This is a genomic window from Sphingopyxis sp. BE235 (assembly GCF_031457175.1).
Lineage (GTDB): Bacteria > Pseudomonadota > Alphaproteobacteria > Sphingomonadales > Sphingomonadaceae > Sphingopyxis.
Window position 1 is genome coordinate 1251500 of record NZ_JAVDWC010000001.1, and the last position, 25423, is coordinate 1276922.

At 66.0% G+C, this 25423-nt stretch carries 28 protein-coding genes; 10 read left to right on the plus strand and 18 right to left on the minus strand.

The features are described from left to right. Nucleotides 1-43: 43 nt before the first annotated feature. The 4 genes from J2X38_RS05860 to J2X38_RS05875 all read right to left on the minus strand — a co-directional run bounded on the left by J2X38_RS05860 (nucleotide 44) and on the right by J2X38_RS05875 (nucleotide 1842). Nucleotides 44-235 carry a helix-turn-helix transcriptional regulator gene (locus J2X38_RS05860; RefSeq protein ID WP_058536585.1) on the minus strand — a complete coding sequence of 64 codons (192 nt, stop codon included), beginning with the start codon at nucleotides 233-235 and terminating at the stop codon, nucleotides 44-46. Further along, complete coding sequence (locus J2X38_RS05865) at nucleotides 232-852, minus strand: hypothetical protein (protein ID WP_310252179.1); 621 nt, start codon at nucleotides 850-852, stop codon at nucleotides 232-234. Before J2X38_RS05865 ends, J2X38_RS05860 begins: the two co-directional genes overlap by 4 nt. A gap of 190 nt (nucleotides 853-1042) precedes the next feature. Then, the gene (locus J2X38_RS05870; protein WP_310252181.1) at nucleotides 1043-1423 is read right to left on the minus strand and encodes a VOC family protein; all 381 of its coding nucleotides are present in this window, start codon (nucleotides 1421-1423) and stop codon (nucleotides 1043-1045) included. Next, on the minus strand, nucleotides 1420-1842 hold the full coding sequence (locus J2X38_RS05875) for a MerC family mercury resistance protein (protein ID WP_310252183.1): 423 nt from the start codon (nucleotides 1840-1842) through the stop codon (nucleotides 1420-1422). Before J2X38_RS05875 ends, J2X38_RS05870 begins: the two co-directional genes overlap by 4 nt. 146 nt (nucleotides 1843-1988) lie before the next feature. On the opposite strand from J2X38_RS05875, the gene thrS reads away from it, so the two are divergent. From thrS to J2X38_RS05895, 4 genes are all read left to right on the plus strand, one after another. Then, a complete protein-coding gene (thrS, locus tag J2X38_RS05880) occupies nucleotides 1989-3995 on the plus strand; it encodes a threonine--tRNA ligase (protein ID WP_310252185.1) in 2007 nt (668 codons plus the stop codon). Beyond that, entirely contained in the window at nucleotides 3992-4678 is a 687-nt protein-coding gene (locus tag J2X38_RS05885) for a helix-turn-helix domain-containing protein (RefSeq protein WP_310252187.1), read from the plus strand. Before thrS ends, J2X38_RS05885 begins: the two co-directional genes overlap by 4 nt. A 9-nt stretch (nucleotides 4679-4687) precedes the next feature. Further along, nucleotides 4688-5839 carry a hypothetical protein gene (locus J2X38_RS05890; protein WP_310252189.1) on the plus strand — a complete coding sequence of 384 codons (1152 nt, stop codon included), beginning with the start codon at nucleotides 4688-4690 and terminating at the stop codon, nucleotides 5837-5839. A gap of 123 nt (nucleotides 5840-5962) precedes the next feature. Continuing rightward, the gene (locus J2X38_RS05895; protein ID WP_310252191.1) at nucleotides 5963-6724 is read left to right on the plus strand and encodes a sulfite exporter TauE/SafE family protein; all 762 of its coding nucleotides are present in this window, start codon (nucleotides 5963-5965) and stop codon (nucleotides 6722-6724) included. On the opposite strand, the gene J2X38_RS05900 is transcribed toward J2X38_RS05895, so the two are convergent. Continuing rightward, nucleotides 6721-9222 carry an FtsX-like permease family protein gene (locus J2X38_RS05900; RefSeq protein WP_310252193.1) on the minus strand — a complete coding sequence of 834 codons (2502 nt, stop codon included), beginning with the start codon at nucleotides 9220-9222 and terminating at the stop codon, nucleotides 6721-6723. The genes J2X38_RS05895 and J2X38_RS05900 overlap by 4 nt on opposite strands. 154 nt (nucleotides 9223-9376) lie before the next feature. Beyond that, nucleotides 9377-10090: an ABC transporter ATP-binding protein gene (locus J2X38_RS05905; protein ID WP_058799922.1), complete on the minus strand. Its 714-nt coding sequence runs from the start codon at nucleotides 10088-10090 to the stop codon at nucleotides 9377-9379. Nucleotides 10091-10107: 17 nt separating this feature from the next. Here J2X38_RS05905 and J2X38_RS05910 point away from each other — a divergent pair, with 17 nt between their 5' ends. After that, nucleotides 10108-10821, plus strand: a complete 714-nt coding sequence (locus J2X38_RS05910) for an arylesterase (RefSeq protein WP_310252195.1) — start codon at nucleotides 10108-10110, stop codon at nucleotides 10819-10821. On the opposite strand, the gene J2X38_RS05915 is transcribed toward J2X38_RS05910, so the two are convergent. The 5 genes from J2X38_RS05915 to J2X38_RS05935 all read right to left on the minus strand — a co-directional run bounded on the left by J2X38_RS05915 (nucleotide 10818) and on the right by J2X38_RS05935 (nucleotide 14847). Beyond that, on the minus strand, nucleotides 10818-11141 hold the full coding sequence (locus J2X38_RS05915; RefSeq protein WP_310252197.1) for a YnfA family protein: 324 nt from the start codon (nucleotides 11139-11141) through the stop codon (nucleotides 10818-10820). The genes J2X38_RS05910 and J2X38_RS05915 overlap by 4 nt on opposite strands. A 46-nt stretch (nucleotides 11142-11187) precedes the next feature. Continuing rightward, nucleotides 11188-11868, minus strand: a complete 681-nt coding sequence (locus J2X38_RS05920; protein ID WP_310252199.1) for a hypothetical protein — start codon at nucleotides 11866-11868, stop codon at nucleotides 11188-11190. 128 nt (nucleotides 11869-11996) lie between these two features. After that, nucleotides 11997-12449 carry an outer membrane protein gene (locus J2X38_RS05925; RefSeq protein WP_137893648.1) on the minus strand — a complete coding sequence of 151 codons (453 nt, stop codon included), beginning with the start codon at nucleotides 12447-12449 and terminating at the stop codon, nucleotides 11997-11999. Nucleotides 12450-12673: 224 nt separating this feature from the next. Then, nucleotides 12674-13918 (minus strand): 23S rRNA (adenine(2503)-C(2))-methyltransferase RlmN, encoded by a 1245-nt coding sequence (gene rlmN / locus J2X38_RS05930; RefSeq protein WP_058536574.1) that lies wholly within the window; start codon nucleotides 13916-13918, stop codon nucleotides 12674-12676. A gap of 185 nt (nucleotides 13919-14103) precedes the next feature. Next, nucleotides 14104-14847 carry an SDR family oxidoreductase gene (locus tag J2X38_RS05935; protein WP_310252204.1) on the minus strand — a complete coding sequence of 248 codons (744 nt, stop codon included), beginning with the start codon at nucleotides 14845-14847 and terminating at the stop codon, nucleotides 14104-14106. Nucleotides 14848-14960: 113 nt separating this feature from the next. On the opposite strand from J2X38_RS05935, the gene J2X38_RS05940 reads away from it, so the two are divergent. Both J2X38_RS05940 and J2X38_RS05945 read left to right on the plus strand, forming a co-directional pair. After that, nucleotides 14961-15353: a helix-turn-helix domain-containing protein gene (locus J2X38_RS05940; RefSeq protein ID WP_310252206.1), complete on the plus strand. Its 393-nt coding sequence runs from the start codon at nucleotides 14961-14963 to the stop codon at nucleotides 15351-15353. Between the two features lie 65 nt (nucleotides 15354-15418). Further along, nucleotides 15419-15676, plus strand: a complete 258-nt coding sequence (locus J2X38_RS05945; protein ID WP_310252208.1) for a hypothetical protein — start codon at nucleotides 15419-15421, stop codon at nucleotides 15674-15676. A 153-nt stretch (nucleotides 15677-15829) separates the two neighbouring features. On the opposite strand, the gene J2X38_RS05950 is transcribed toward J2X38_RS05945, so the two are convergent. Continuing rightward, nucleotides 15830-16159 (minus strand): UrcA family protein, encoded by a 330-nt coding sequence (locus J2X38_RS05950; RefSeq protein WP_310252210.1) that lies wholly within the window; start codon nucleotides 16157-16159, stop codon nucleotides 15830-15832. A gap of 151 nt (nucleotides 16160-16310) precedes the next feature. On the opposite strand from J2X38_RS05950, the gene J2X38_RS05955 reads away from it, so the two are divergent. Beyond that, nucleotides 16311-17192, plus strand: a complete 882-nt coding sequence (locus J2X38_RS05955; RefSeq protein WP_058536569.1) for a LysR family transcriptional regulator — start codon at nucleotides 16311-16313, stop codon at nucleotides 17190-17192. Between the two features lie 194 nt (nucleotides 17193-17386). Here J2X38_RS05955 and J2X38_RS05960 read toward each other — a convergent pair whose 3' ends face one another. Both J2X38_RS05960 and J2X38_RS05965 read right to left on the minus strand, forming a co-directional pair. Beyond that, entirely contained in the window at nucleotides 17387-18076 is a 690-nt protein-coding gene (locus J2X38_RS05960) for an aspartate/glutamate racemase family protein (RefSeq protein ID WP_310252213.1), read from the minus strand. 332 nt (nucleotides 18077-18408) lie between these two features. Continuing rightward, nucleotides 18409-18906, minus strand: coding sequence for a hypothetical protein (locus tag J2X38_RS05965; protein WP_310252215.1), 498 nt, complete (start codon nucleotides 18904-18906; stop codon nucleotides 18409-18411). Between the two features lie 170 nt (nucleotides 18907-19076). Between J2X38_RS05965 and dnaN the strand changes: the two genes are divergently transcribed. Beyond that, the gene (gene dnaN, locus J2X38_RS05970; protein WP_310252217.1) at nucleotides 19077-20192 is read left to right on the plus strand and encodes a DNA polymerase III subunit beta; all 1116 of its coding nucleotides are present in this window, start codon (nucleotides 19077-19079) and stop codon (nucleotides 20190-20192) included. Nucleotides 20193-20278: 86 nt separating this feature from the next. Here the strand turns inward: dnaN and J2X38_RS05975 are convergent, their stop codons facing one another. After that, nucleotides 20279-21622 (minus strand): sorbosone dehydrogenase family protein, encoded by a 1344-nt coding sequence (locus J2X38_RS05975; protein WP_310252219.1) that lies wholly within the window; start codon nucleotides 21620-21622, stop codon nucleotides 20279-20281. Between the two features lie 173 nt (nucleotides 21623-21795). Between J2X38_RS05975 and J2X38_RS05980 the strand changes: the two genes are divergently transcribed. Then, complete coding sequence (locus J2X38_RS05980; RefSeq protein ID WP_058536565.1) at nucleotides 21796-22011, plus strand: hypothetical protein; 216 nt, start codon at nucleotides 21796-21798, stop codon at nucleotides 22009-22011. Nucleotides 22012-22014: 3 nt separating this feature from the next. Here the strand turns inward: J2X38_RS05980 and argC are convergent, their stop codons facing one another. From argC to J2X38_RS05995, 3 genes are all read right to left on the minus strand, one after another. Beyond that, nucleotides 22015-22941, minus strand: coding sequence for an N-acetyl-gamma-glutamyl-phosphate reductase (gene argC / locus J2X38_RS05985; protein ID WP_310252221.1), 927 nt, complete (start codon nucleotides 22939-22941; stop codon nucleotides 22015-22017). 4 nt (nucleotides 22942-22945) lie between these two features. After that, on the minus strand, nucleotides 22946-23890 hold the full coding sequence (locus J2X38_RS05990) for a C40 family peptidase (RefSeq protein ID WP_310252223.1): 945 nt from the start codon (nucleotides 23888-23890) through the stop codon (nucleotides 22946-22948). Nucleotides 23891-23975: 85 nt separating this feature from the next. Beyond that, nucleotides 23976-25379: a leucyl aminopeptidase family protein gene (locus J2X38_RS05995; RefSeq protein WP_310252224.1), complete on the minus strand. Its 1404-nt coding sequence runs from the start codon at nucleotides 25377-25379 to the stop codon at nucleotides 23976-23978. Nucleotides 25380-25423: the final 44 nt, after the last annotated feature.

The window sequence follows — 25423 nt, forward strand, 5'->3', positions numbered from 1 at the left end:
CCGCCGCCCTAGCGGGGCGGGGGCGGGGGAGCAAGGTTGCCGGTCAGTCGCGCAGAAAAATCTCTTCGATCCGCATGTCGAACAGGTCGGCGATGCGAAAGGCGAGCGGCAGCGAGGGGTCATATTTGCCCGTCTCGATCGCATTGACCGACTGACGCGACACTTGAAGCCGCTCGGCGAGGTCGCCCTGGCTCCAGTCGCGTTCGGCGCGCAGGACCTTCAGGCGGTTCTTCACGAGCGGTCCGCGCGCCGTTCGGCCGATGTCATGATCATCTGGCCCAGCCCCAGGCCGATCGCCCAGACTGGCACCACCCACCAGGCGGGCACATGCGGGGCAACGCCGAACGTTTCCAGAAAGCCCCACAATGTTCCGGCCAGGAGGACGAGCGCGAGGCCGATCAGGGCGGCGCTGGTCTGGCGATATCGCAGATATTCATCCTCTTCCTCGACCACATAGCGGGCCAGCGTCCACACGAAGAAAAGCATCGGCACCGACGGCAGGACCGCGATCCCCCACAGCAGGGCGCCTTGCGGGTCGAGATAGTTGCGAACGGTCATCGCCGTTCCCAGGCACAGAACATAACCGACCGACCAGATCAGCATGCGCCGATTATATCGCCGCGTCGCCGGCGACAGCGCGCCTGCAGCGGCTTGCCGATTGTTCGCCGCCTTCGTCAGTGGAACGAGAAGCAGTGTCGCCGCTGCAACAAACGGTAGCGAACGCCAGCCGCCCAGAAAACCGCGATACTCGCAATAGGCGATGGCGGCCAGCGCCGCCGCGAAGGCGATCGCCCACAACGCCGGGTGACGGCCCGAGAAGCCGGTTTCGATCTTCGCAGCCTTCTGGGTCATGTCAAACTTCCTTATCTGATAGACAAGGGTCCTTTACATTTGCTCCAACATTAAGTCAAGTTTCATTGACAGGGCTGCAGGGGCCTAATTCTCTCCGTCATCCCCGCGAAGGCGGGGATCCCGCTTTCTTGACGCGGGTGGGCCCAAAGCGGGATTCCCGCCTTCGCGGGAATGACGGTAATATTAGGATTCAGCCGATCAACCGGCTCGGCCAGCCGATGCGGACCAGCGTTTCGTCGGGATCGGACAGCGCGAATTCATACATGCCCCACGGCTTGTGCGTCGCCGCCTTTTCGCGTTCGAGGATCGCGTCGCGCACGCTCTCGGCCAATTCCGCGACGCGCTCGGTGTAGAGGTACAGCCCGAACGGATTCTGCCCCGGCACCAGCCACCCTTCGGGCGACTCGTTGGTCAGGTGAAGCTGCCACCCCTTGCCATCCTCGAGCAGGCGATAGCTGCCATAGTCGCCGACGACCGACAGACCGAGCTTTTCATAGAAGGCGGTGCTGGCGTCGAGGTCGGTGCACGGCAGGATCGCGGCGATGCTGTGAAGCGGCGGGGCGTCGGTCATGCCCGCAGTCTATGCGGGCCGCCCCGGTGACGCCAGCGCCAGTTGACGAGGTGCGCGGCGGCAAGCGTGAGCGCGCCAGCCGAGGTCAACAGGCGGTCGGCCGCCTCGGGATCGGCGGCGGCGATCCACCCCTCGTGCGCCGACAGGCCGAGCGCGAGCAGGCCCAGCCCTATGGCCGCGAGTATCGCGGGCGTGATCCGCCGATGCCGCCGCCAGCCGTCGCGCATCGCGACCGCGGCGGCGGGCACGGCCAGCAGCAGGATCGCCGCATGTACGCCTTCGGGAAGCGCGATCCAGCGGCTGAGCGCCGGGGCCAGAAGGAGGAGGAGCGGCAGGGCAAGGCAGTGGAGCAGGCAAGTAAACGACAGGGCAAGTCCCGTCAGGTCGGCAAGGCGCGGGCGCGCGGCGGGGAGGCACATGGGGTTTCTTTCGCGGGAGGGGCTCGCGATGCCAGATAATGATACATTGTATCATTGCAAGCTTTGTTGTGAATCCGCCCCTTGCCGCCCATATCGCATGCTGGCAAAGGAGCCCGGCAATTTTGCGCAGAAAGGCTATAGTTTCGATGTCCGACATGATCCGCGTCACCCTTCCCGATGGCTCTGCCCGTGAAGTCGTGCGCGGCACTACCGCGCTGCAGATTGCGGCCGACATCGGACCCGGCCTTGCGAAGGCTGCGCTTGCTGCGAAGATCGATGGCGAACTGCGCGACATCATGCGCCCGCTCGACGAAGACACGAACCTGTCGCTGGTGACGAGCCGCGACGAGGCCGACGCGCTCGAACTCTTCCGCCACGACTATGCGCACGTCCTCGCCGAAGCGGTGCAGAACCTCTTTCCCGGCACGCAGATCACCTTCGGCCCCTCGACGGGCGACGGCTTCTATTACGACTTCGCGCCCGCCGCCGATCGCGGCCCGTTCCGCGACGACGAACTGCCGCTGATCGAAGAGGAGATGCGCAAGATCATCGCCGCCGACCTGCCGCTGACGCGCGAGGTCTGGGAGCGCGACAAGCTGATCGCCAAATGGGCGGCCGAGGGCGAGACCTTCAAGGCCGAATGGGCCGCCGAGCTGCCGCAGGGCGAGGAACTCACCGTTTATCGGTCGGGCGACGGCTGGATGGACATGTGCCGCGGCCCGCACCTCGCCTCGACGGGCAAGCTCGACCCTGCCGCGTTCAAGCTGACGCGCGTTTCGGGCGCCTATTGGCGCGGCGATCAGAAGAATGCGCAGCTCAGCCGTATCTACGGCACCGGCTGGCTCAACAAGAAACAGCTCGCCGAGCATCTCGTCCGTCTCGAAGAGGCCGCGAAGCGCGACCACCGCAAGATCGGGCGCGAGATGGACCTGTTCCACCTGCAGGAAGAAGCGCATGGCAGCGTCTTCTGGCACCCCAAGGGCTACCGCATCTACCGCGAGCTCGAGGCCTATATGCGCCGCGCGATCGACGGCTCGGGCTATCACGAGGTCAAGACGCCGCAGGTGATGGACGCGCGCCAGTGGGAACAGTCGGGCCACTGGGGCAAATATCGCGAGAATATGTTCGTGATCCCCGACGAGGTGCCGAACATCGAGGATGACGGCCCGATCGTCTCCGACGGCGCCGAGTGGATGGCGCTGAAGCCGATGAACTGCCCCGCGCACGTCCTGATCTTCCGTCAGGGCATGAAGTCGTATCGCGACCTGCCGCTGCGCATGGCCGAAATGGGCTGCTGCCACCGCAACGAGCCGCACGGTGCGCTGCACGGCATCATGCGCGTGCGCCAGTTCACGCAGGACGACGGCCATATCTTCTGCCGCGAGGACCAGATCGTCGACGAAGTGCGCGATTTCTGCGCGCTTCTCGACCGCGTCTACAAGCAGCTCGGGTTCGAGAAATATGCGGTGAAGCTCGCGCTCCGCCCCGACATGCGCTTCGGCACCGAAGAAATGTGGGACAAGGCCGAGGCGGAATTGCGCGAGGCCGTCGAACGCGCCGGGATGGCGAACGACGATTATGGCTGGGAAGAATTGCCGGGCGAGGGCGCTTTCTATGCGCCCAAGCTCGAATTCCACCTGACCGACGCGATCGGCCGGACGTGGCAGTGCGGGACGATCCAGTCCGACCGCGTGATGCCCGAACGCCTCGATGCGAGCTATATCGGCGAAGATGGCGAGCGCCACCGCCCGGTTATGCTCCACCGCGCGATCCTCGGCACGTACGAACGCTTCATCGGCATCCTGATCGAGCATTTCGCCGGCCGCTTCCCGACCTGGCTCGCGCCGGTGCAGGCGGTGGTCGCGACGATCGTGTCGGACGCCGACGCTTACGCCAAGGACGCGGTGGCGCAGCTCGTCGCCGCGGGCATCCGCGCCGAGATCGATGTCCGCAACGAGAAGATCAACTACAAGGTCCGCGAACACAGCCTCGCGAAGGTCCCGTACCTGCTCGTCGTCGGAAATCGCGAGGCCGAGGAAGGCACCGTCGCGATCCGCACCCTCGGGCAGGACGGCCAGCGCATCATGCCGCTCGCCGAGGCGATCGCGATGCTGAAGGGCGAGGCAACCCCGCCGGATCTTCGCGAGCGGTGAGCGGGATCGGCATCGGCCGGCATGCGGCGGGCGAAAGCCTGCCGCGCCACCGCCATGCCTTTGGCTATGTCGCGCTGGTAATCGGCGGCGAATATGAAGAAGCGGGCGATCAGGGCCGGCTCGCGGCCAGCGTTGGAACAGTCGTCGTGCACGGCGACTGGACTGCGCATCAGGACCGTTTTGGCGCGCGCGGGGCGCAGGTGCTCAATCTTCCGGTGGCAAAGGGATTCACGCGGGGGGCGGGGCATATCGCCGACCCCGACACCGCCGCGCGCCTCGCCGAACGCGATCCGCAGGCGGCCGCCGACTATGTCCGCGACCATTTCCGCATAGGCACGGCGCGCCGCGACGATTGGCCCGACCTGCTCGCCGCGGCGCTCGCCGCCGATCCCGACATATTGCTCGCCGACTGGGCCGATCATATGGGGCTCAACCCCGCGTCGATCAGCCGCGGCTTCGCGCGAGCCTATGGTGTCAGCCCCAAGCGTTTCCGGCTCGAGGCGCGGACGCGGCAGGCGCTCACTGCGCTCGATGCTTGGCAGGGCAGTCTTGCCGATCTCGCCGCCGACCAGGGGTTCGCCGACCAGGCGCATATGGCGCGGTCGATCGCCGCGATGACCGGCGCCCCACCGATCCTGCACCGGGCAAAGTCCGTTCAAGCCGGGCGCGCCGGTCCCCGTTAGACCGGGGGCATGGATCGCCGCTTCTTCATTGCCGCCTCGCTCGGCACCGCCGCCCTCGCTGTTCCCACCATCGCCTCAGCGCAAAACCAGCGCCCGCCGATGCGCACGCAATGGAAGGTGCGCGCATCCGAAGGCTTCGATGCGCTCGCCTTTCTGGGGCCGCTGGCGGGGGGAGAGCTTTATTTGCCCTATTATCAGGCCGACGCCGACGCCTTCGCGCCGCGCCTTTCGGCTGCGGCGCGCGCCGAAATTCCGGCGCTGTCGCGCGAGGCCAATGATGCGGGTTTCGGGCTGCTCGGCCCGGTCTTGTCGCTCGTCTTTTCGGGCGGCGACGACACGAGCCTTGCCGCGCTGATCGCCGCCGCCGCCGCGCCCGAAACGCGCTTGCTCCCCGCCTATCGCGCGAGCAGCCATTGGAACGAAAAGGACTGGGCGTGGTTCGCCGCGCACGCCCCGCGCGTGAAAGCGGTGCTCGAAGCGATGCAGGGTGCGGGCTTCGCCGCCTTTCGCGCCGAACGCATCGCCGCGCTCGAAGGGCGGATCATCCAGCTTCAGGCCGATCTCGGCGCCTATGACGTGATCCGCCTGCACGAAAAGCTGACCGGCCGCACGTTCGACCCCGAAATCGAGGTGGTGCTGCTGCAATTTTGCAAGCCGCACGGGATCAAGGTGCAGGGCCAGACCTTCCTGCAGGCGGCCGACTGGAACACCGCGATCACCGTGCGCAACGCGGGCCATGAAATGCTCCACCCGCCGGTGGTGATGGACGGCCCCGCTGCAAAGGCCGCGCTCGCCATCCTCGCCAAAGACCCGCTGATCCCGCGCGTCGTCGCCGAACATGACCCCAAATGGGGCTATACGACGCTCGAAGGCCTGCTGAACGAGGATCTGGCGCAGGCGCTCGACCAGCTGATCGCGGAGGAACTGGGGGTTGCGCGCAATCCGTCCGATCGTTGGCGCAAATCGGACGATGGCATCCATATTCTCGCGGGAGCCTTTTACGGGATGCTGCGCCAGGACAAATGGATCGAAACCGGCGGATCGATCGAAACCTGGCTTGCCGGCGCGGCAAAGACCGGACGCCTCGCACCGCAAAAATTGCACAGCATCGCCGCGCACGTGCTCGAACGCCCGGTCGACAAGCTTTGGCCGCTGGCTTGAACGGCGGGGGCTAGCCGCCTCGGCGTTCCTGCGGTATCGGCCGGGCCAGTTCGATCCGCTGCCGGGGAAACAAGCGCTGCCCTTCCATCCCGCCTTCCGCCCGCCCGTCGTGGCGCACGCCTCTTGACCGGCCTGTCGCAGCTTGTTGGCATCGCGCCGCTGACGCTCGTCGGCGCGGCGGCGATGACCTTCGCCGCCGCCTATGTCCGCGGCCTCACCGGCTTTGGCATGGCGATCATCCTCGTACCGCTCCTGGGGCTCATCATCGCCCCCGGAGAGGCGGTGGTGCTCGGCATATTGCTGCAACTGCTGATCGGGCCGGTCGGGATCGGGATCATCATGGCCGACGCCGACCGCGCGACCGCGGTGCCGATCGCGCTGCTCGCGATGGCGACGACGCCGGTCGGCATGGTCGCGCTCGATGCGACGACGCCCGACATTGCGCGGCTGCTGATTACCTTGGTCGCGGTCGGTGCCTTTGTCGCGGTGCTGCTGCCCAAACAGCCCGAGGGACACCGGCCGGGGCGCGGCGCGATTGCGGGGACGGGGGTCGCATCGGGCATTCTCACCGGCTTTGCCGCGATGCCGGGACCGCCGGTCGTGCCCTTTTACCTCCGCCGCCATCTCGAGCCCAAGGTCGCGCGCGCGTCGATGCTGCTGATCTTCTTTGGCACCGCGATCGCGGGGACACTCGCCGCGCTCTGGGTCGGGATCGCGACATGGCGATTATTCCTGCTCGCGGTGATCCTGTTCGTGCCGATGTGGCTGGGAAACTATGTCGGCGCGCGCCATTTCGGCCGTGTCCCGCCGCATGTCTGGCAGGCGATGGTCGCGATCGTCCTCGGCATCGCGGCGGTGTCGGCGGTGGTGCGGATCCTGAACTAGAGGCTGCGCAGCGCCTGCGCGGGCTTCGCCGACAGCAGAGGCCAGCTTCCCGCAATCCCGATCAGGAAGGACAAGCCGGCGCCGCCGAGCAGGGTCATCCCGACGATCAGCGGGTCGGGCGCGAAGTCGAATTCGAACAGCTGCGTCACGACATACCAGGCGCCCGCAAGCCCCAGCCCGAGGGCTAGCACTGCCAAAATGCCCGCGAGCACCGCATATTCCATGCCCTGCGCGCCGAGTATCTGGCCCCTCGTAGCGCCAAGCAGTTTCAGGATCACGCTGTCGTAAACGCGCCGCTCGCGGCTCGCGGCGATCGCGCCGATCAGCACTGCGATCCCCGCCAGGATCGCGATGCTCGCCGCGGCGGCGATCGCCTGGCTCATCTGCGTCAGCAGCGTCGTCACCTGCGACACGACATCGCGCACCGCGATCAGCGACGCCGACGGAAAGGCGCGCGGAATGCTGCGCGACAGGGCGACCTCGGCCTCGGGCCCGACCGCCACCGTCGCCACCATATTATGCGGCGCGGCGTCGAAGGTGCCGGGCGAGAAGACGAGCACATAGTTCAGCCCGAAATTGTCCCAGTTGACGGTGCGGAACGACGCGACTTTCGCCTGCACTTCGACCCCCAGCACATTGACCGACAGCGTATCGCCCAGTTTCAGCCCGAGCGATGTGGCGACCTCCTGCTCGACGCTGACCAGCGGCGGCCCCTTGTAATCGGCGGCCCACCACTGACCGCCAACAAGCTCGCTGCCGTTGGGCAGGATCGGGCTGTAGGTCAGCCCGCGATCGCCGCGCAGCACCCACGCTCCCTCGGGCAGCTCGGCAAGCTCGTCGACGCGTTGGCCGGAAAATTCGGTGACGCTGCCGCGCAGCGCGGGGATCATATTGATCTCGGCTTTAGGATCGGCTCCCGTCACCATCGTCTGAAAGCGCGCGGTCTCGGTGCGCGGCACGTCGAGCATGAAGAAGCTCGGCGCGCGCTGCGGCACGGTTGACTGGATTTCGGCGGTGATGCTCGTCTGGATCGCCGCCAGCGTCACGAACAGGGTGAGGCCAAGCCCGAGCGCGACGACGAGCGCGCCGGTCGCGGCGCCGGGACGGTGCAGGTTCGCGAGCGCGAGGCGGAAGAGCGGGCGCTTCGGCCGCGGCAGGCGGCTTGCGGTGCGCCGCACCAGCCAGCCGAGCCCGACGAGGATGAGCAGCAGCCCGATCGCCGCCCCGATGAAACCGAGCGCGAACAGAGGCTCGCGCGCGGTGCCGACCGCGAGCGCGATGATCGCCGCCAGCGCCGCCGCGACCGCGATGACCGTCTGCCGGTCGATCCGCGCCACGCCGCTCACCGTCGCGCGGTAAAGCCCCGCGGCGGGAACGTGCCGCGTCGCCGCGAGCGGGGGCAGGGCAAAGGCGATGGCGATCAGCAGGCCATAGGCGGCGCTGACTGCAAGCGGCAGCGGATAAATGGCGACGCCGGGTTTGACGGGCAGCACATCGCCCGCAATCGCGCCGATGATCGCGGGCGCAAGCGCGCCGACGATCAGGCCGAGGGCGATCGACACCGCCGCGACCGCGAGGATCTGCAGCCCATAGATACGTGCCACCGTGCCGCTGTCGGCGCCGAGCACTTTCAGCGTCGCAAGGCCCGGGCGCTTGCCCGCAAGATAGCTCGCGACGCCGTTGCCGACGCCGATCCCGGCGATCACCAGCGCGGCGAGGCCGACGAGCGACAGGAACTGCCCCATGCGCTCGATGAAACGCCGCGTGCCCGGCGCGCCATTGCTGCTGTCGGTGATGTCCCAGCCCGCGTCGGGGAACTCGGCGGTCAGCGCCTTGCCGACCGCTTCGGGGTTCGCGCTTTCGGGCAGGCGGACGCGATATTTGCTCTCATACAGGCTGCCCGGCTGGATCAGCTGCGTCGCGGGCAGGTCGGCCAGTCCGATGATCGCGACGGGGCCGAGCGTGAAGCCTTCGCCCAGCCGGTCGGGCTCCTCGGCGATCACGCCATCGATCAGGAAGCTTTTTTCGCCGAACTTCACGCGTTCGCCGACTTTGAGGCCCAGCCGCGAGACGAGATCCTTGCCGATCCAGATACCCCCCGGAGGCGGCGGACCTCGGCGCGCGCCGCTGTCGAGCCGCATCGTGCCATAGAGCGGATAGACGCCGTCGACCGCCTTCAATTCGGACAGCAAAGCCTCGCCGTCGGGATCGTTCGCCATCGCGCGCAGCCGCACGGTCGCCGAGGGTGTGCCGACGCGGCGGAAGCCCGCCATCTCCTCCGCAGTCGCCTCGCGCTGCGGCAGACTGAATTCGACGTCGCCGCCGAGGATGGTTTGCCCGCGCACTTCGAGTTCGGAGGTGATGCCGCGCGTCAGGCTGCCGATCGCCGCGAGCGTCGCGACGCCGAGGAACAGGCAGACCGCGAGCAGGCGCAGGCCGCGGATGCGCGTCGCAAGGTCGCGCCGCGCGATCCGCCAGAGCGTGGCGAGCGGCAGCATCAAATCCTCCCTGCCGCGAAGCGGTGGGGAGGGGGACCATCTGCGCAGCAGATGGTGGAGGGGCCGCGACGTCGGCGCCAAGGCCCCTCCGTCAGCGGCTGCGCCGCTGCCACCTCCCCATGGCTGCGCCACAGGGAGGATGACTTTGCCACGCTCACGCGGCCCGCTCCTCGATTTTCCCGTCGTGCATCACGACGACGCGGTCGCAATGCTCGGCGAGTTCGGGGTCGTGGGTGATGATGAGCAAGGTCGCGCCCAATGCGGCGCGGCGCGCGAAGATCAGGTCGATGATCGCGTGGCCGGTTGCGGTGTCGAGATTGCCCGTCGGCTCGTCGGCAAAGATGATCGCGGGCGAGCTTGCCATCGCGCGCGCGATCGCGACACGCTGCTGCTCGCCGCCCGACAGCTGCGCGGGGTAGTGCGTCAGACGGTGCCCGAGCCCGACGGCTTCAAGCTCGGCCGCGGCACGTCCGAACGGATCGGCGATCCCGGCCAATTCCAGCGGCACCGCGACATTTTCGAGCGCGGTCATCGTCGGCAGCAGGTGAAACGCCTGCAACACGATGCCGATCCGGCCGCGTCGCGCCCTCGCGAGGTCATCCTCGTCCATCGCCCCGAAATCGAGGCCCGCGACGCGGATGCTGCCGCCGTTCGCGCGTTCCAGCCCGGCCAGCACCGCCATCAGCGAGCTTTTCCCCGACCCCGACGGTCCCAGCAGCGCAACCGAGGCGCCCGCGGGAACCTCCAGATCGACGCCGCGCAAAATTTCAACCGGGGCCTTGTCGCTTCCAAGCGTGAGCGTCACATTGTGGGCGGCGATCGCCACTTCGGGCGCCAAGGCCTCGAGTGGTCGTTGGGCGTCGGGCAAGGAGAGGACCCTTTGAAATGAGAACGGCCGGATGGCGCTCTTTCTTGATATATGGTTGCGCAATCGCGCTTTGCCAACCGCTCGCGGCGTGCGGATCGGCGGAAAACCCGTCGGCTTCGACCAACGACAAGGTCGCGGCGAAAGCGGCGCCCGCAATCCCCGCCGACGCGCCGCTCGTGATCGCCTTTGGTGACTCGCTTTACGCGGGCTACCAGCTCGGCCCGAAGGAAGGGCTCGCGCCGCAATTGCAGGCCGCGCTCGCCGACGATGGCGTCGTCGCGCGCGTCCAGAATGCCGGCGTTTCGGGCGACACCACCGCCGCGGGGCGCCAGCGCCTGACCTATGTGCTCGATAATGCCAAGGCGAAGCCCGCGCTCGTCGTGCTCGGGCTGGGCGGCAACGACATGCTGCGCGGGATCGGCCCCGACCAGACGCGCGCCAATCTCGACGCGATGCTCGCCGAACTGAAAAAGCGCGAGATTCCGGTGCTGCTCACCGGCATGATGGCCGCGCCCAACCTCGGCAGCGACTATGCGAAGAAGTTCAACCCCATCTATCCCGAGCTCGCGTCGAAATATGACGTGAGCTTCTATCCCTTCATCCTCGACAATGTCGTTACCGACAAGGCGCTGATGCTCGGCGACAATATGCATCCCAATGCCAAGGGCGTGACGGTCGTCGCGGAAGGATTGGCGCCGCTGGTTGAACAGGCGCTGCCGAACGCGGGCTAGCTCGCGCGCGGTCCGAACAATATGATCGCCGCGCCGCCGAGGCAGACGGCGGCGCCGATCAAATCCCAGCGGTCGGGCTTTGCGCCCTCGACCGCCCACAGCCAGATCAGCGCCGAGACGATATAGACCCCGCCATAGGCAGCATATGTGCGCCCGGCATGTTCGGCATCGACGAGCGTGAGCAGCCACGCGAACAGCGCCAGCGACGCCATGCCGGGCACGATCCACCACACCGACTTATCGAGCCGCAGCCACGCCCAGAAAGCAAAGCATCCGGCGATCTCGGCCAGCGCGGCGGCGATATAGGCGAAAGCGGTCATTCCGTGGTGGTGCCGCGACGCGCGTCGGCGCGCAAATAAAAAGAAATCAAATGCGGCAGCGGCGCCGACGGTCAGCGATCCACGCTGGCGGAACCTCAGTCAATGGCCCTCCACCGCATGTCGACGTAACCGCACTCTCCCAATCGCGGCGGACGTAATTCGAGGTGAATTCATGTCGCACATAGGGCTGCTGACCATCTCGCGACACGAATGTCGGACCGATGCCGGTTGTGCGGTCAACCACCGCGATACGATAGGCTGAGAAGGCGAGGCCTTTATTCCCTTCTTCCCGGCCATCGACGACCACGCGAATCTTTCGGCGGTCGAGGTCGCGGACCAGTATCTGCGTTTTCGGCGCGTCACCGGCTATATGGTCAAAGACGACCCAGATGCTGCCGATATCTGGCGTGGCTGGCTTTGCCACGAAATACAACTTGAGGCCTCGGTGTCGTTCGCCGTTTCTGTCGGTCCATCTGTTTTCGCCGCTGGGGCCGATGCGGAACAGCGTGCGCGCTTCGCCAAAATCGCTTGCGAGCTGGGAACGGATCCGGCGATCCGGCTCTTCGGAACGATCAGCGATCGGCAGATTTTCGGGAGGTGGGGCGGGGATAGCGCAAAATGTCGTTGTTCGGCAAATTTTGGGCCTGTTGTCGGAAGCGAGCTCATCCTGTCCGCACGCGGTTAGAAGGATGCAAAGTCCCGCGAGAATGGCAGTGGGTGCGCGCACGGGGCTTTATCGCAAAGCCCCGTGAAGCGGGCAACCCGATGTTGCCCGGATTGGGTCATGATGGAGCAAATAAAAAGGGGCGGCCCGATGGGCCGCCCCTCTCTTTTCGTTTCGCTGTTCCGAAAGGATCAGAAAGCGAAGCCGACGCCGACCGCGAAGGTGTCGAAATCGCTGAAGTTCTCGATGAACTGGTGGCGATATTCGGCCTTGGCGTAGAGGTTCTGGCCCAGCTTGTGCTGGTAGCCGGCACCGACATAGGGATCGTCGATCTGGCCGAAGGTGTAACCGGCGTTGGCATAGAGCTTGCCGTTGGCGCCGACCTTGGCGCCCGCGCGGCCGCCGGCCGAGAACTGGACCTTGGCGCCGTCGATCAGCACCTTGTCGCCCGCGATTTCGGCACCCGCGAACGCGCTCGAGCCGAGGTCGAAATCATAGCCGGCCGCGGCGCCAAGCGTGGCGTCGTCGAGGCCGCTGCCCGTGACATAGCCGCCGCGCACTTCGACGCGGCCTTCGCCCTGCGCCATGGCGGGGGTTGCAACGATGGCCGTCAGGAGAGCGGCTGCAACTGCGAATTTCTTCATGTTCTTTTCCTTCTGCTTTTAATCGGCCACGCCCTTTGGGTCGCGACGCCCCCTAAATGGGGCTCGCGGCTGTCGCTGCAATGAACGGATCGTTCAGAATGTGACAATTTTCTTACCTGTGTTATTTTTACCACACAGTATAGAATAGGTATGCGGTCGCAATCCCGCATATCCGCGGGTTTCTGACGCTTACGAAGATGGGAAAAAGACGCTGGGAGGCGTCTTTAGCCGAGCGCGGCCTGCTTTTCCTCGGCGATCCGGTCGAGTTCGGCGCGACTCGGCTTGGTCGCCGCGCTCTTCAATTGCCCGCACGCCGCCATGATGTCGCGCCCGCGCGGGGTGCGCACCGGCGCCGAAATCCCGGCCTTGAAAATCAGGTTGCTGAATGCGCGCACGCGCTCGGGCGACGAACATTCGTACATCGCCCCGGGCCAGGGGTTGAAGGGGATCAGATTGACCTTCGCGTGCAGGCCATATTCGCGGATCAGCCGGACAAGCTCGCGCGCATCGTCGTCGCTGTCATTCTTGTCCTTCAGCATCACATATTCGAAGGTGATGCGCCGCGAATTGCCCGCACCGGGATAGTCGGCGCAGGCCTTCAGCAGTTCGTCGATGCCATATTTGCGGTTGAGCGGGACGATCTCGTCGCGAATTTCCTTCGACACCGCATGGAGCGAGACCGCGAGGTTGACGCCGATCTCTTCGCCCGCGCGCGCCATCATCGGGACGACGCCGCTCGTCGACAGCGTGATGCGGCGGCGCGACAGCGCAAGCCCGTCGCCATCCATGACGATCTTGAGCGCGCCCTTGACCTCGTCGAAATTATACAGCGGCTCGCCCATGCCCATCATCACGATGTTGGTCAGGATGCGCCCGTCGGCGGTATAGTTCCCGCCCTCTTCATCGTCGTCATCCTCGGGATCGGGGCCAAAGCCTGCCATCGTCCCCTTCGGCCATTCGCCGAGTTCATCGCGCGCCAGCATCACCTGCCCGACGATCTCGCCCGCGGCGAGGTTGCGGACGAGGCGCATCGTGCCGGTGTGGCAGAAACGGCAATTGAGCGTGCAGCCGACCTGGCTCGACACGCACAAGGTTCCCCGATCGGCGTCGGGGATAAAGACCATCTCATATTCCTGGCCGTCGGCGGCGGCGAGCAGCCATTTGCGCGTCCCGTCGCTCGACACCTGTGCCTCGCGCACCGTCGGGCGGCCGATGATGAAACGGTCGGTCAGCCACGGGCGCATCGCCTTCGCGATGTCGGTCATCGCCTCGAAATCGGTGACCCCGCGGTGATACATCCAGTGCCAGATCTGCTTGGCGCGCAGCTTCGCGGCCTTGGCGTCGAGGCCCGCCTCGACCAGCACGCCGCCGATCGCGTCGCGCGTCAGCCCGATCAGGTCGATGCGGTTGCCGCCGCGCAAGGGAACGGTGCCCGTCGTGACGGGGTCGATGTGGCCGGGAATCTGCATGATGCGCGGCCATATAGTGGGGAAGGCGCAAAAGCGCAATCTTCCGCCGTTGATCCTCCCTGCGCTGAAAGCGTGGGGAGGGGGACCGCCCGCGAAGCGGGTGGTGGAGGGGCCGCGTTATAGCCCCTCCGTCAGCGCTTCGCGCTGCCACCTCCCCATTGCTGCGCAACAGGGAGGATCGCCAATTAAAGCGACGCCAGCATCCCCAGCACCTGCGGCACCGTCCCGTTCGCCTCGGCATTGCGCAGCGGCAGGACGTTCTGCACCAGGATTTCCTCGGGGGTCGGCGCCACCGCGAACAGCGCCATCACCTCATCGGCGAACTCGTCCAGCGGCATATAGCCCTCGCGCGTCGACTGGCCGGGGGTCAGGTCGGTGCGCACCGCAGGCGGGGCGAGCTCGATCACCTCGACCTTGCCCGCGAGCTGGATGCGCAGCGCGCCCGAGTAGCTGTGGATCGCCGCCTTGGTCGCCGAATAGGTCGGCGCCTTGGGGAAGGGGACGAACGCCAGCCCCGACGTCACATTGACGACCGCGCTGTCCGCCTGCGCCGCCAGATGATCGACCAGTGCGTCGATCAGCCGGATGGGACCGAGGATGTTGGTCACGACCGTCGCCTCGGCCTGCGACAAGTCGCGCTTCGTGCTTGCATCCTCGGCGTTCATGATCCCGGCATTGTTGACCAGCACATTGAGGCTCGGGAATTTCGCGACGATCTCCTTCGCGAAAGCCGCGATCGCATCGGCATCGGTGACGTCGAGCGCGACCGCCGCCATGTTCGGCCGCCCCGCGATCGCCGCTTCCAGTTTCGCGGCATTGCGCCCGGTGACGATGACCTTGTTGCCCGCGTCGTGCCAACGCTGCGCGAGCGCCAGTCCGATGCCCGAACCCCCGCCGGTGACGAGGATGGTGTTGCCTGTGGTTTTCATATTTGCCTCCTTAGGGGGTGGTGAGAAGGCAAAGATATCTCTACACTCTCCAAAAGAAAGTAGGCACCCGAAAGTGCCATAGTTACCCAAAAGAGAGATATGGATTTTCCGCCATGCCCACGCCCGAAAAAATTGCCTATGACCCGCACGCGCCGGTCGATCCGCGCGTCGAAACGCTCGTCAACGAACTCATCGGCCGAGTCGCCGACAAATGGACTCTACTCGTTCTCGAGGAGCTGGAGGATCACGGAACCTGCCGCTTCACTGAATTGTCGCGCCGCGTCCCCGGCATCAGTCAGAAGATGCTGACGCAAACCCTGCGCCAGATGGAGCGCGACGGGTTGCTCGTGCGGACGGTTCACCCGGTCGTCCCGCCAAAGGTCGAATATTGCCTGACCGACCTCGGCCACAGTCTCGGCGAAGCCTTCTGCGGCGTGTGGGTCTGGGCGGAGGCCAATCTGGAAAAGGTGGCAAGAGCGCGCATGGCGTTCGACGCGCGGGGGTGAGGGCAGATTTGCGATCGCCGGAAACGATCGATTGCGGACATGTTAGTTCCGGCTACAATAGGCGTATGAATTTCGTCGTTCTCGTAGCGGGCGTCATCGCTATCGCATCGTGCTTGGCAGGTATCGTCTTGCTTTGGCGTGTGAAGGCTTATGCCGTTTTAACCTACCTGCTTGCACTGCCGGTGCTACAACTCGCAGTTTTAGGGTTTTTACCATTTGGCCCGCGCATCGTTGCTTCAGCAATCGGGGCGCTTGTCATTGCTGCCCCAATTGCGTTTATGCAAAGGAAAGCGAAGGCAAGGGTGACAAAGACTGCGCTCTAGCCGAAGTCCGCTCTTCGCCCCGAAAGCGGACGTTCCGTCACGAACATAGTTTCCGCCCCTCGGGGAACACGTAATCCAATAGCAAGCCGGGACCATGATCGTGCCCGAATCATGGCCCCGGCTTTGACGGGCCCTGCAACTTGGGTCCGCCGGTCAGTTGCGGATCGAGCTGACCTGGATCGGCTCGCCACGCGACGCATTGGCGACCACCACATCGGCCTGCACCGAGGCGACGCGCTTTGTGTCGCGGCGGCATTGCCGCACGTCATTCTTGCCCGCGATATCGAAATCGGGGGCGGTGCCGCACACTTCGACAACGGCGCGCCAGATGCGGCGGTCGAGCGCCTTGGTGCCGGCCTCGGTCCGAAGGTCGAGGTCGCGGTGCGCCACGGCGACGCTCGGGTTCGCAGGGGCGGTTTGCGCCGATACGGGCTGGCCGATCGATACGGCAGCGAGGGCGGCGAGGATCAGAAGCTTTTGCATCTTGAGTCTCCATCGGCCGGCTGGGGAGGAGGGGAGGAAGCCGGTGAGACAGAAATAATCGATCGCTGCGGCCGAAAGGAGCAACGATGTTGCGCGGCCATTCTGCAAAATTGCAGAATGAGGGCGGGGCGATTATGTCGCACAAGACGGCATGTATGATTGGAACGACCTGAAGGCCTTTCTGGCCGTTGCCGAGACCGGCAGCACCCTGTCGGCCGCGCAATCGATGCGCGTCAGCCAGACGACCGTCGCGCGGCGGATAGCGGCGCTCGAGGAGGCGACGGGCCTCAACCTGTTCGAGCGGCGACAGGCGGGCTATGCGCTGACCCCGGTGGGCGAGGCGATGGTGGCAAGCGCTGTCGCGGTGCGCGATGCCGCCGACCGCTTCGGCGATGCGGCGGGCGCGCGGTCGCGCGATGCGGGCGGCACGGTCAGCCTGACGACGATGGAAATCTTCGCGGTCACCGTCCTCCCGCCGATCCTGCGCGACCTTCGCGCCGCGCATCCGGGCATCCATATCCATCTCGATACGTCGGACGAACCGCGCGACCTCGCCGCGGGCGCCGCGGACATCGCGATCCGCAGCAGCAAGCAGCCCGCGGGCGCGGGGCTCGTTGGGCGGCGCATCGCCGACAATCCCTGGACCGTCTATTGCAGCCGGGCCTATGCCGATCTGCACGGCATCCCGCACGGCCGTGCGGAGCTTGCGACGCATCCGTTCATCGGCGGCGGCGGCGGCGTCTGGGAACCCTATCAGGCCTGGCTGCGCCAGCACGGGCTCGAGGAGTCGGTCGTGATGCAATATGACACGGGATCGGGGCTGCTCGCGGGCGTGCGTTCGGGCATGGGGCTCACCATCCTGCCCGCCTTCATCGCCGATCGCGAACCCGACCTGATCCGCTGCATCCCGCCGAAGACCGAGGATACGACGGGGCTGTGGCTGCTGACCCACGAACGGCTGCGCCACGTCCCGCGCGTCCGCCTCGTCCTCGATTTCCTCGCGACCGAGCTGACAAAGCTCGCGCGCAGCTAGGGTCAGCACCTCTCGATTTTTGTCTCGTCATTCCCGCGCAGGCGGGAATCCTGCTTTTTCTTCCTTCTCTTCGCGCCTTTGCTTGAGGCTTTTTCAGCGTTTCGCGCGAAGACGCGAAGACGGTCTGCTAGCGCCAACGGAGTCAAAGCGGGATTCCCGCCTTCGCGGGAATGACGGAATAGCAGAGCCAGAGCCTAGGTGAGCGCGGCCTCGACCGCCGCATCAACATGCAACGCCAGCGTGTCGAACAGCGGCACCGCGCTGTCCGCTTCGCCGACCAGCAGCATGATTTCCGTACACCCAAGGACGATCGCCTCGGCGCCGTCGGCGATCAGCGCGGCAATGATCCGCCGGTATTCGGCGCGCGATGCGTCGCTAACGACGCCCTGCACCAGCTCGTCATAGATGATGCCGTGGACGATCGCGCGATCGGCGTCGCCGGGGATCAGCGCTTCGATACCCGCCGCCGCCATGCGCGCGGTATAGAAGGGCTTTTCCATCGTGAAGGCGGTGCCGAGCAGCCCGACGCGCGAAAAGCCCGCCGCCTGGACCGCCGCGATCGCGGGGTCGGCGATGTGGAGCAGCGGCACCGGCGTCGCCGCCTCGACCGCCTCGGCGCACAGGTGCATCGTATTCGCGCAGATCAAGAGCAGTTCGGCGCCGCCCGCCGTCAAGGACCGGGCGGCGTCCGCCATCTGGCGATCGAGCACATCCCAGTCGCCGCTCGCCTGCAGTTCGGCGATGGGCGCGAAATCGAGCGACAGCAGCAGGACGCGTGCCGAATGCAGCCCGCCCAGCCGCGCCCGCACGACCTCGTTGAGCAGGCGGTAATATTGGGCCGAGCTTTCCCAGCTCAAACCGCCGATCAGGCCGATTGTCTTCATCGTGTCAGCTCCATCCATAAACCGCTGTCCTACAATATTGCGCCGATTTAGCGTGCCGGACGATGACCAGCGACGCAGCTTTCCTCCTAACAGCGACAGGCATCCTTCCGCGCCCTTCAACGCGTGCGATGGAATGCAGTTTGCGAGTGAAGTTGGGTAGTTTTCCGCCGTTTCGCGAAAATGCCTTTCCCTATTACTTCGTCACCCCGGACTTGATCCGGGGTCCAGCTTCCGCAGATGCCTCGCATGGATCCCGGATCAAGTCCGGGATGACGAAGATTTGCGAATCGCGAGTGAAGTTGCGCAGAAATCCGCCACTTCTTCAAAGCGCCTTACCGCAGCTTCGCGCATCCCAGCGCCGCCGCGTCAATCGCGGTTGCGGCGCCGCGCAGCCGGTAGGTGTCGGCGATCGCGCCGCCCGCCGCGGTGCCGCTCTCGATGCTCATGCTCGGCGCCGATCGCATCGCGGCGACGATCGCGGCATCCATGCGCGGGTCGCTGGCCCAGCCGTGCGCCGCATTGCCCGTCAGGATGAAACGGCGGCCGCCGATTGTCAGGCGCAGTTCGCGGTCGGGTGCGCGCTCTTTAGACAGGCGGACGTAGAATTGCCCGCGAATGCGCGACTTCGGCCAATATCCGACGCTCGCATAGGCTTTGACCTTCGGCGTACCGATCGTCGCCGACGGCGCGGCGAGCGCGTAGCACCGCGGGGTCGCCGGATCGCGAAACGCGCCCCAGCCATCGAAAATGCCGAGCGCCGTGGGGCTGGCCGCCAGCGCCACCGCGGGCATCGCCGTCGCTATCAGGAAAAAGGAGGCCCAGCGCCGCATCGATCCTCGTTTGCGCGATTGGGGGAGCATTGCAAGCATGGCTTGCACGTGCCGCACCGTGCGTTAAGGAAGGTGGACATTTTCAGGGGCCGGAATCGGGGTGCGAATCGCCTCCGATGGTCTGTCCCCAAGGGACTTTTCCCGCGAAACACAGGGATGGCGGATTTAGAATGAAAGCGACGATCGAACGCGCAGTGTTGTTGAAGAGCCTCGGCCACGTCCAGTCGGTGGTCGAACGGCGCAATACCATCCCGATCCTCTCGAACGTGCTGATCGAAGCCGATGCGTCGGGCCAATTGAAACTGATGGCGACCGACCTCGACTTGCAGGTCGTCGAAACGATCGCGGCCAAGGTCGAAACGGCGGGCACGACCACCGTGTCGGCGCACACGCTCTTCGAAATCGCCCGCAAGCTGCCCGAAGGCGCCGAGGTCAGCCTCGCCGCCGCCGAGGGCAAGATGCAGGTCAAGGCCGGCCGTTCGAACTTCAACCTGCCGACGCTGCCGCGCGACGATTTCCCGGTGATCGCCGAGGGCGACCTGCCGACCAATTTCGAGCTGCCCGTCGCCGAGCTGATCCAGATCATCGACAAGACGCGCTTCGCGATCTCGACCGAGGAAACGCGCTATTACCTGAACGGCATCTTCCTGCATGTCGCCGAGGATGCATCGGGTCCGGTGCTCAAGGCCGCGGCGACCGACGGGCACCGCCTCGCTCGCTACACCGTCACGCGCCCCGACGGCGCGTCGTCGATGCCCGACGTCATCGTGCCGCGCAAATGCGTCACCGAGATCCGCAAGCTGCTCGACGAGGCCGAGGGCAATGTCGAAATCAGCCTGTCGGCGAGCAAGATCCGTTTCCAGCTCGGCCATGCGATCCTGACCTCGAAGCTGATCGACGGGACCTTCCCCGACTATAGCCGCGTCATCCCGACCGCGAACGACAAGCTGCTCAAGGTCGATCCGAAGAGCCTGTACCAAGGCGTCGATCGCGTCTCGACGATCGCCAGCGAAAAGACCCGCGCGGTCAAGGTCGGTCTCGACAAGGACCGCATCACGCTCAGCGTGACCAGCCCCGAAAATGGCACCGCCGCCGAAGAGGTTGCGGCTTCCTATGACAGCGACGCGATGGAGATCGGCTTCAACGCCCGCTACCTCAGCGACATCCTCGGCCAGGTCGACGGCGACACCGTCGAACTCCACCTCGCCGACGCGAACGCCCCGACGCTGATCCGCGAAAGCGAAAAGAGCCCGGCGCTGTACGTGCTGATGCCGATGCGGGTGTAGTTTTCGTCGCCCCAGCGAAAGCTGGGGCCGCTATCGTTCTGTTTGACCGTTGGCGATCCCAGCTTTCGCTGGGATGACGAAATCAGCTACCCCGCCTTCGCGACCCGCCAGATCACCCCGCCGGTGTCGTCGGCGACCAGCGCGCTGCCGTCCTTCGCGACCTTCACGTCGGCCGGCCGGCCGCGGGTTGTCTTGCCGTCCTTGCCGAGGAACTGGTCGAGCAGTGTGACGGGCAGCGCGTCGACCGGCTTGCCGTTGGCACCGAACTTGACGAACACGACGCTGTACCCCGCAACGGGCTCACGGTTCCACGACCCGTGCAGCGCGATCAGCGCGCCGTTCGCCCAGCGATCGCCAAGGTCGAGACCCTGGGTGAAGGTGAAGCCGAGCGGTGCGGTATGCGCCCCCAGCCCATATTCGGGGCGCTTGACGTACTGGCGGCGATCTTCGGCCTCGGGCTCGACCCGCGGGTCGACGTAACCGCCCCAATAATACCAGGGCCAGCCATAGAAATCGCCTTCGGTGACGTCAGTCAGATAGTCGGGGACCAGATCGCTGCCGAGCATGTCGCGCTCGTTGACGACGGTCCACAGCCGGTCGCTGCCGGGATAGAAATTGAGGCCGACGGGGTTGCGGATGCCCGCGGCGAAGGTGCGCATATATTTGTTCTCGGGCCGCACCTCGAGCACGCTGGCACGGCGGAACTCGCGGTTCATGCCCGCTTCGCCGATATTCGAGTCGGCGCCGACGCCGATATAGAGCCAGCCGTTGGGCGCAACCGCGAGGCTCTTGGTCCAATGGCGGTTGGTGCCCTTTGCCGGCAGGTCGACGAGCTTGGCCGGCTTGCCGCTCATCTTGGTCTCGCCTGCCACATAGGGGAAGGCGAGCAGCGCGTCGGTGTTCGCGACGTACAGCGTGCTGCCGACCAGCGCCATGCCATAGGGCGAATTGAGCCCCGTGATGTAAGCCGTCTTCACCTCGGCCTTGCCGTCGCCATCGGCGTCGCGGAGCAGGGTGATGCGGTTCGCCGAAGGTTTCCGGCCCGTGCCGCCCTTGCCCATCAGATTCTTCATGACCGCGCCCTGCACGCCGCCATCCTTGCGCGGCGGGCTCTGCGATTCCGCCACGAGGACATCGCCGTTCGGAAGGACCAGCATCGTGCGCGGATGGTCGAGCCCTTCGGCAAAGCGCGCCACGCTAAGCCCCTGCGCCGCGCGCGGCGCCTGTCCCGCGGGCCAGCTCGTCGCCTCGGGCACATTCACCGTGGGGAAGCTCTCGGTCTTTTGCGACGCCATCACCGGCACCCGCCCGCTGAGTTCGGCGGTCGAGAAGCGCGCCACGTCGGGGCGCGACATGACGTATAATGTGATGCCGCCGACAATCAGCAGCAGCAACAGGGCGAGGGCGGCATATTTCAGGATCTTGCGCATGGCGCCTGTCTACACGGGCAAAGCGCGGCGTCAAAGGGGCTTGAATCGGCACGCGAAGGGTTAACCGTCGAGCCTTTTGAATTAACCTTACCCAATTGTTCATCACGGTTGGGAACGACGCAGTGAGGGGCGTGCGTTAGGAGATGCACTCGACGTAACGGACCAGGAATTTGATGCACCTGCCAGCACCCTTTCTCACCGACCGCGACGCGGTCGAGGATGCCCATGCGCTGATCAGCATGCATGGCGAAGAAGCGGGCTTTGCCGCCGCAGCGCGCGCCGAGCAGTATCGCGTGCTTGGCAACCACGTCCATTTCGCCCGCTGGCGCCAGATCGAGCGGCTGATCACCTATTTGTCGATCGAGGACATCCTCGACACGGTGCACTGAGCGCTAGATTCGCAGGCCCGCGGTTTCGGGCAATCCCGCCATGATATTGAGATTCTGGACGCACGCGCCGCTCGCGCCCTTGCCCAGATTGTCGAGCCGCGCGACGAGGCGTGCCTGGCTGGCATCGCCATTGGCGAAGACGAACAGCTCGATCCGGTCATCGCCCGCATCCGATGCGCGGAGGAGGATTTCGCCGTCCGCCGGCGCCTCGCCCATAACGACGATCGGGCTCGCGCCATAGAAATCGGCGAGCGCCGCGCGCAGCGCGTCGGGCGACGCGGCGGCGGGCATGGCATTCAGCGGCAACGGAACCTCGACCACCATCCCGCGATGCGCCGCGATCACCGCGGGCGAAAACAGCGGACCGATCGCAAGCCCGCACCGAGCCTGCATCTCGGGCACATGTTTGTGGCCGAGTGCCAGCGCATAGCCGCGCCACGCAATGTCGGGATCCTCCTCGAAGCGTTCGATCAGCGCCTTGCCGCCGCCCGAATAGCCGCTGACCGCGTGACAGATATAGGGCCAGTCGGCGGGAAGCAGGCCCGCCTGCACGAGCGGTGCGACGAGCGCGATGAAGCCCGTCGAATAGCAGCCGGGGTTCGACACGCGCGCGGCCTTCGCAACGGCATCGTGCCCGCTGACTTCGGGAAAGCCATAGACCCAGCCCGGCGCGACACGATGTGCGGTCGATGCGTCGATGACCCGGGTGCGATCATTGCCGATCATCGCGACTGCCTCGCGCGCCGCATCGTCGGGAAGGCAGAGGATCACGAAATCGGCGTCGTTCAGCGCCTCGCGCCGCGCCGCCGCATCCTTACGCCGCGCATCGTCGAGCGCAATCAGCGTGAACTCGTTCCGCCCCGCAAGGCGTTCGGCGATTTCGAGGCCCGTCGTACCCGCCGCGCCGTCGATGAAAACCGTTTTCGTCATAATGTTATCGCAGTCTTTTATATCCGCTCACCGGCGGATCATGATCCTTTGCGGCCGATCGCGCGATGACGTCGGCCAGCGGTTCGCTGTTCACAGCCATCCATCGTCGGCTGGCGTGAATGATCGTCTGGCTGTCCGCCATGATGCCGACGTGGCCGGGGAAAAAGACGAGGTCGCCGCGCGCGAGCGCCGCCGGATCGACATCCTTGTCGGCACCGAGCGACGCAAGCTGGAGGTCGCTGTCGCGCGGCAGCTGGATCCCCGCGGCAGCCCATACGAGCTGGACGAGGCCCGAACAGTCGATCCCCTTCGCGGTGCGGCCGCCCCAGACATAGGGCGTGCCGATCATCTGCTCGGCGAGTTCGGCGGGGTCGTTGTCCTCTACGCCGACTTCGACGAGCGACGCGAGCGGCAGATAGCCGTGCGACGTCGCAAGCCATTCGCCCTCGGGCTCGCCCATCACCAGCGCGCCGCGCGGCAGGACGGCGGGGCCGCCGCTCGCGGCATCGGGCGCGCTGTGCAGCATCGCCTCGATCATTGCGACGCGGTGCGTCGGCGCGATCGGCGCGGCGAGCGCCTCGGCGGCGAGATAGCCGACATAATGGTCGGCGAGGCAATAACCCCATGCCCAGCCGCCGGTGAGGTCAAGCAGGGCAAAGCCTTCGCCGAACAGCAACTCGCTCGTCTGGTCGGCGTCGACCGACGGCGATGCGCGCAGCGATGCGCCGGGCAGCACGCCGCTACGCATCATCGGCGCGGCGTAGTGCGGAGCGAAATGCGTTCCGGCGACGGCGATATCGGCCAGGTCAGGACGGATCGCGACAACGCGCGGATCGAAGCTCTGCGACGTGCCGGTCAGGCCAAAGCGATCGCGGCCCGCGCCCACGGCGCCGGGACGCCCCATGCGCACGCGGTTTGCCGCTGAATTATCGCCACTTTCTGATGTCACTTGCCGTCCTGTAAAAAGCTGGGTTCCGCGGGCCGCGGGCAATCGCGCGCCATTAGACCAGCAGGACCCTCTTGATCAAGAAAGTTCAGGCTTTCCCGCGCCGGTCATAGCGTGCCTGGAGCATCGCCCATGCGGCGCGGAGGCCAAGCGCGGCGCCGCCTTTCGGCCGCCCCGGCTTCGCCGAAGGGCGCCAGGCGAAGGTGTCGAGATGCGCCCATAGGGCGCCCTCGGGGACAAAACGCTTCAGGAACAGCGCCGCGGTGATCGTCCCGGCGAAGGGCGAACTGCCCGCATTGCCCAGGTCGGCGATGTCGGTTTCGAGCAGGTCGGCATAGCCATCCCACAACGGCATCCGCCACAGCGGGTCGTCGCGCTCGATCCCGCCCGCGAGCATCGCTTCCGCAAGCGTGTCGTCATTGGCGAAGAGCGGCGGCAGGTCGGGGCCGAGCGCAACCCGCGCGGCTCCGGTCAGCGTCGCGAAATCGACGATCAGTTCGGGCCTGCCCTCGCCGGCCTTGGCGAGCGCATCGCCGAGCACCAGCCGTCCCTCCGCGTCGGTGTTGCCGATCTCGACCGTCAGCCCCAGGCGGCTCTTCAGCACATCGCCGGGACGGAAAGCATCGGCCGAGATCGCATTTTCGGCCGCGGCGACGAGGCAGTGGAGGCGAACGGGCAGCCCGCTCGCCATCACCAGTTCGGCGAGCGCGAGCACATGCGCCGCGCCGCCCATATCCTTCTTCATGAGCCGCATTCCCGCCGCGGGCTTGATGTCGAGCCCGCCGCTGTCGAAGCTGATCCCCTTGCCGACCAGCGCGACGCGCGGATGGTCGTCCTTGCCCCATTCGATCTCGATCAGCCGCGGCGCGTGATGCTTGGCGGCCGCGCGGCCGACCGCATGGATCATCGGATAGCCCTGTTCGAGCGCTTCGCCCTTGGTAACGGACAGCTTGCCGCCATGCGCCTTCGCGATGCGTTCGGCCGCCTTTTCGATCGCCGCGGGCCCCATGTCGGCGGCGGGCGTGTTGACGAGATCGCGGACGAGCGCAACCGCGCGTATTTCCGCAACCATCGGCGCGATCGCACCGACATCGGTCGTCAGTAGGACGCGCGGGCCTTTAGTCGGCGGATTCGATTTATAGGTGTCGAAGCGATATTGCGCGCTCATCCACCCGAACAGAGCCTTGCCCGGCTGCTGGCCTTCGAGGCGGTAACGGCCTTCGGGCAGGATTTGCCCCAGCTTGGCGAGGCACCAGGCCGACAGGCTGTCGGCCTTGGCGACTGTGGTGACGACCGCCCATTTTTCGGGATCGTCCCCCGGCAGGATCGCGTGGACAAAGGCATCGGGTTTGAAGCCGACCGCGGCAAGATGCGCGCGTTCGCGGGCGCTGCGGCCCTTCAGCCATTCATCATAGCCCTTCTTGTCGACGAGATGGATCGGGCGCGCGTCCTGTCCCTTGTCGGGCTGGATCAGATCGGAATAGTCGGTCATGCACGCGGTGCTAGGCCGCGCGGGATATTTTGTCGATTCCCGGC